This window comes from Acidovorax sp. 22279, assembly GCF_052045435.1.
In the GTDB taxonomy this organism is placed as follows: domain Bacteria; phylum Pseudomonadota; class Gammaproteobacteria; order Burkholderiales; family Burkholderiaceae_C; genus Acidovorax; species Acidovorax delafieldii.
The window spans coordinates 1-4,789 of the sequence record NZ_JBQEOV010000034.1 but is presented as its reverse complement, the minus strand read 5'-3'; the positions used below and the strand labels follow the sequence as shown (position 1 = coordinate 4,789).

The 4,789-nt window shown below is 65.1% G+C and carries 4 protein-coding genes; 1 reads left to right on the top strand and 3 read right to left on the bottom strand.

Annotation, left to right across the window (positions count from 1 at the left end):
- Nucleotides 1-135: 135 nt before the first annotated feature.
- Together ACTJKQ_RS24500 and ACTJKQ_RS24495 are read right to left on the bottom strand one after the other, a co-directional pair.
- The gene (locus tag ACTJKQ_RS24500) at nucleotides 136-1,935 is read right to left on the bottom strand and encodes a methyl-accepting chemotaxis protein (RefSeq protein ID WP_440598364.1); all 1,800 of its coding nucleotides are present in this window, start codon (nucleotides 1,933-1,935) and stop codon (nucleotides 136-138) included.
- 43 nt (nucleotides 1,936-1,978) lie between these two features.
- Nucleotides 1,979-2,518 carry a chemotaxis protein CheW gene (locus ACTJKQ_RS24495; protein ID WP_056067332.1) on the bottom strand — a complete coding sequence of 180 codons (540 nt, stop codon included), beginning with the start codon at nucleotides 2,516-2,518 and terminating at the stop codon, nucleotides 1,979-1,981.
- A 274-nt stretch (nucleotides 2,519-2,792) separates the two neighbouring features.
- On the opposite strand from ACTJKQ_RS24495, the gene ACTJKQ_RS24490 reads away from it, so the two are divergent.
- Nucleotides 2,793-3,602, top strand: coding sequence for an esterase/lipase family protein (locus ACTJKQ_RS24490; protein WP_440598363.1), 810 nt, complete (start codon nucleotides 2,793-2,795; stop codon nucleotides 3,600-3,602).
- Between the two features lie 185 nt (nucleotides 3,603-3,787).
- Here ACTJKQ_RS24490 and ACTJKQ_RS24485 read toward each other — a convergent pair.
- Nucleotides 3,788-4,789 (bottom strand): methyl-accepting chemotaxis protein (locus ACTJKQ_RS24485; protein ID WP_440597518.1); only part of this gene is annotated, 1,002 nt, incomplete at its 5' end.

The window sequence follows — 4,789 nt, the reverse complement described above, 5'->3', positions numbered from 1 at the left end:
ACAAAAAAGCACGCAGAAGGTAGCCCCCTCTGCGTGCTTTTTTGCTTTGTTTTTGATAGCTGTCAGCGCATGTTCCACCTACGCTTGCAGCCGTTTTGACCTGATTTCTTCACCCAGGGGCCTGTCTGGCCCTTCTCAGAAGCTCTCCCAGTCGTCGTCGCTTCCCGCAGCCTTGGGTGCCGGGGCCGGGCTGGGCGCTGCGGGCTTGGCGGCGGGTGAGGCTGCCGGGCTGCTGGCCTTGGGCGCCGCCAGGCTGGCGGCGGGTTTGCTGCCGGTCTTGGCGCTTTTGCCCAGGCTGGTGCTGCGGGCCGCGGCTTTGTAGCTGGGCGCTGCAATGGGGGTGCGGGTGGGGGCTGCCGTGTGGCGGTTCTGGCTGTAGCTGCTGTTCGTGCTGCTGGCGTCGAGCTTGAACACGGCCACGGCGTTGACCAGTTCTCCGGCCTGGGCGTTCAGTGCGCTGGCGGCCGCGGCCATTTCTTCCACCAGGGCGGCGTTTTGCTGGGTGGCCTGGTCCATCTGGGTGACGGCTTCGCCGACCTGGCCGACACCTGCGCTTTGTTCGCTGCTGGCGGCGCTGATCTCTCCCATGATGTCGGTCACGCGCCGGATGGCGCTGACAACTTCAGTCATGGTGGCTCCGGCCTTGTCGACCAGGGCGGTGCCTTGTTCCACGCGTTCCACGCTGGCGGTGATGAGGGCTTTGATTTCCTTGGCGGCTTCTGCGCTGCGTCCTGCCAGGTTGCGTACTTCTCCGGCCACCACGGCAAAGCCTCGGCCTTGTTCGCCGGCGCGGGCGGCTTCCACTGCGGCATTGAGCGCCAGGATGTTGGTCTGGAAGGCGATGCCGTCGATGACGCTGATGATGTCTGCGATCTTGTTGCTGCTGGCGTTGATGCCTTTCATGGTCTCGACCACTTCGGCCACCACGTCTCCGCCTTGCACGGCCACGGTGCTGGCGCTCACGGCCAGCTGGTTGGCGGCTCGCGCGTTGTCGGCGTTCTGGCGCACGGTCGAGCCCAGCTCTTCCATCGAGGCGGCCGTTTCTTCCAGGGCCGAGGCCTGCTGTTCCGTGCGCGCGCTCAGGTCGTTGTTGCCTGAGGCGATCTGTGCGCTCGCTGACGCTACGCCTTCGGCGTTCTGGCGCACCGAGCTGACGGTGTTGACCAGGCTTTGCTGCATGCGCTGCAGGGCGCTGAGCAGGTGGCCGGTTTCGTCCTTGGACTGCACGACGATCTGGCCGCTCAGGTCGCCACTGGCCACGCGGTCGGCCGCCTCCACCGCCTGCGCCAGGGGGCGGGTGATGGAGCGAATGATGGTGATGGCCAGAAAGATAGCGATGGCGATGGCCAGTGCACCCGCGATGAGCACATCGCGCTGCAGCGACACGGCGGCAGCTTCGGCGCGCGCGCCGGCGTCCACAGTTCTCTGCGATTGAAATTCAAACTGTTCGTCTATGGCGGCCATGTAGGCCCGCTGCGCAGGGCGCAGTTGCTCTTCCAGCAGCTTCAGGGCTTCGTCGCGCTGCCCTTGCTGGAGCGTCGTGAGGTATTGATCTCTCAGCTTCAAGAAATCACCGCGCCGCTGCTGCATGCGCGCCATCAGTTCCTTGCCCTTTTCAGAGGTGACCAATGCAGTCAGGGTTTTGTATTGCGCATCGACATCCGCTGCAGAAGCGGAAATCTGGTTTGTCGCCGATTTCACGATCGCATCCGAGGTGAAGATCGCCAGATTGCGCAGCTGAATGGCCTGCTCGTTCACGCCGTCGTTGAGGGCCCCCAGGGTTTTGACGATGGGTATCCGGACATCGATCACGTCCTTGAGCTCCGCGCGCTGGTTGGCTGACCGCACCAGGCCCACAGCACCCAAAGCGACCAACAGAAGCACCATGACGGCAAATGCCACAGCCAGCCGGGTTGAAATCTTGAGCTGATTCATCCTTTTTCTCCTCTGTGTTGATCTTTTGCAGTTGGGTGGCACATTACCTGTGCACGGCCGATCTCACCAGCCCAATTTCGTCACTGCTGAGCAGCGCCTCGATGTCCATCACGATCAGCATGCGCTCGCCCAGGCTGGCAATGCCAGTGACAAAGGCCGGGTCTACATGGCCCTGCCGCTCGAACTGGGGCGTGGGCTTGATGAGGTCGGGAGTGAGCGAGACCACATCGGCCACCGCATCCACCACCGCGCCAATCACGGTAGAGCCGATGTCCAGAATGATCACCACGGTGAAGTCGGTGTAGCTGGCTTCAGGGCATTGCAGCTTCACCCGCAGATCCAGGATGGGCACGATGCGGCCGCGCAGATCGATCACGCCCTTGATGAAGTCGGGCGATTGCGCCAGGCGCGTGGGTCTCTCGTATGAGCGGATCTCCTGCACGCGCAGGATGTCAATGCCGTACTCCTCCGCACCCAGGCGGAAGGTCAGGAATTCACGAGGGGCTGCGGTGGGGCTTGGGGCCAGCGCGCGGTGCGCAGAGTGGGTGGCGGCAGGCGCAGCGGCGTCGGCAATAGCGGTCATGGCGCGGGCTTTCAGGCGGTTGGAACGGGAGGGTTGCGAACAGCGCCAGAACGCGACGAACGCAAAAGCTATCCAAAGCATAGCAGCGCACGGTTGCAAAATGTGACATTCGCGGGCAATCCCCCCCGCAATCCGAAGGGGACTCCCCCGGCCCGGGCGGGGGCAATTGGAGAGCTTGCTCCATTTCGCGCCCCGCCTTGGTGCGCAAAAACTGCTACCGTCGCACGACCCGCCTGCCTTGCCCGGCAGGCGCCCGTTTTGGAACGACGACTTGATGCCTCTCTTCTCCGACCGCAAATCCGCTGCCCCTGACCACATGCCACCGCCCAGCCTCCCCTTGCTGGCGCTGGAGCTGCGGGCCCCCTGGGAATTTGGCGCCGTGCTGCCCGCATGGCCCGTTCTGCAGCGCGCTCCACTGGGCGATGGCCACACGGTCATCGTGTTTCCGGGCCTGACAGCTGGCGACGCCACCACCCTGCCCCTGCGCCGCTACCTCGAATCGCGCAACTACAACACGCTGGGCTGGGGCCAGGGCCTGAACCTGGGGCCGCGCGATGGCGTACTGGAGAACGCCAAGGCCCAGCTGCAGCAAGCGGTGGATGCCAGCGGCAACAAGGTGAGCCTGGTGGGCTGGAGCCTGGGCGGCATCTACGCCCGCGAGCTGGCCAAGGAAATGCCCGACCTGGTGCGCTGCGTGGTGACCCTGGGCACACCCTTTGCCGGGCCCCACACGTCCACCAACGCATGGCGCATTTACCAGTTCGCCAGCGGCCGCAGCATCGAGCGCGAAACCGAGAACTACAACCTGCCCGAAGCACCCCCGGTGCCCACCACCAGCATCTACTCCCGCACCGATGGCGTGGTGGCATGGCGCGGCAGCATCCAGGCGCCCGCCGACCACAACCCCCACACCGAGAACATCGAGGTGGTGGCTAGCCACTTTGGCATCGGCCTGAACCCCAGTGCCTGGTGGGCCGTGGCCGACCGTCTGGGCCAGCCGCACGGGCCAGGCGTGGTGTGGCAGCCGTTCCAGCGCCCCCAGCTGCCAGGGCTGCATCTGGTGTATCCCAACCCGCACCGCTGACCGGCACGTGCAGCAGCGCATCCGACTACGCCGACGCGAAGCGCTCGCCCACAAAAAAGCACGCAGAAGGTAGCCCCCTCTGCGTGCTTTTTTGCTTTGTTTTTGATAGCTGTCAGCGCATGTTCCACCTACGCTTGCAGCCGTTTTGACCTGATTTCTTCACCCAGGGGCCTGTCTGGCCCTTCTCAGAAGCTCTCCCAGTCGTCGTCGCTTCCCGCAGCCTTGGGTGCCGGGGCCGGGCTGGGCGCTGCGGGCTTGGCGGCGGGTGAGGCTGCCGGGCTGCTGGCCTTGGGCGCCGCCAGGCTGGCGGCGGGTTTGCTGCCGGTCTTGGCGCTTTTGCCCAGGCTGGTGCTGCGGGCCGCGGCTTTGTAGCTGGGCGCTGCAATGGGGGTGCGGGTGGGGGCTGCCGTGTGGCGGTTCTGGCTGTAGCTGCTGTTCGTGCTGCTGGCGTCGAGCTTGAACACGGCCACGGCGTTGACCAGTTCTCCGGCCTGGGCGTTCAGTGCGCTGGCGGCCGCGGCCATTTCTTCCACCAGGGCGGCGTTTTGCTGGGTGGCCTGGTCCATCTGGGTGACGGCTTCGCCGACCTGGCCGACACCTGCGCTTTGTTCGCTGCTGGCGGCGCTGATCTCTCCCATGATGTCGGTCACGCGCCGGATGGCGCTGACAACTTCAGTCATGGTGGCTCCGGCCTTGTCGACCAGGGCGGTGCCTTGTTCCACGCGTTCCACGCTGGCGGTGATGAGGGCTTTGATTTCCTTGGCGGCTTCTGCGCTGCGTCCTGCCAGGTTGCGTACTTCTCCGGCCACCACGGCAAAGCCTCGGCCTTGTTCGCCGGCGCGGGCGGCTTCCACTGCGGCATTGAGCGCCAGGATGTTGGTCTGGAAGGCGATGCCGTCGATGACGCTGATGATGTCTGCGATCTTGTTGCTGCTGGCGTTGATGCCTTTCATGGTCTCGACCACTTCGGCCACCACGTCTCCGCCTTGCACGGCCACGGTGCTGGCGCTCACGGCCAGCTGGTTGGCGGCTCGCGCGTTGTCGGCGTTCTGGCGCACGGTCGAGCCCAGCTCTTCCATCGAGGCGGCCGTTTCTTCCAGGGCCGAGGCCTGCTGTTCCGTGCGCGCGCTCAGGTCGTTGTTGCCTGAGGCGATCTGTGCGCTCGCTGACGCTACGCCTTCGGCGTT